This is a genomic window from Vibrio sp. 378, from assembly GCF_033339435.1.
Map to the genome: position 1 here is coordinate 1 of NZ_JAWOUO010000721.1, position 627 is coordinate 627.

A 627-nucleotide genomic window follows, 5' to 3' on the forward strand; every position below is an offset into this window, starting at 1 on the left:
CCTCTCATGGATGATGATGGGCTTACCTTTTGTCTTAGTGCAATTGACCATCGCTTGGTTCTTACTGCAAAAGCTGTTCCCATCAAGCGAGCCAGAAATGAAACTCAAGTTGGATGGCACTTTCAAAAAGAGCTGGCGCGCAATGGTGGTTTACGTGACCTTCGCCCTCACCATCGTCTTGTGGATGGCCACCAAAGCTCATGGCATGAATACGTACGTCGTCGCGATTATTCCTCTGGCAGTCTTTACCTTAACGGGCATCATGGGCAAAGAAGAGCTCAAACTGATCAACTGGGACGTATTGTGGTTGGTTGCCGGTGGTATTGCGATTGGCATTGCACTCGATAAAACGGGCTTGGCAGAAGCGCTCGCCCACGCAATTGATTATGAGGCACTGTCTCCATTTGCGGTGGTGGTTGCACTCTCCATCGTGTGTTGGTTGATGGCCAATTTTATGTCGAACACCGCGACCGCGAACTTGTTGATGCCAATTGCCGCAGCTATCGGGGTTTCCATGCCGAGTTTGGCCGCTGTCGGTGGCTTACAAGGCTTACTGGTTGTGGTCGCATTCTCGGCTTCACTGGGCATGATTTTACCTGTCTCCACCCCACCAAACTCATTAGCTTA

Annotated in this window: 1 protein-coding gene; it reads left to right on the forward strand. The window is 50.7% G+C overall.

The genetic code is table 11. The annotated features are described in order from the left end of the window. The coding region (locus tag R7Q48_RS28485) for an SLC13 family permease (RefSeq protein WP_318133687.1) at positions 1-627 on the forward strand (627 nt) is incomplete at both ends.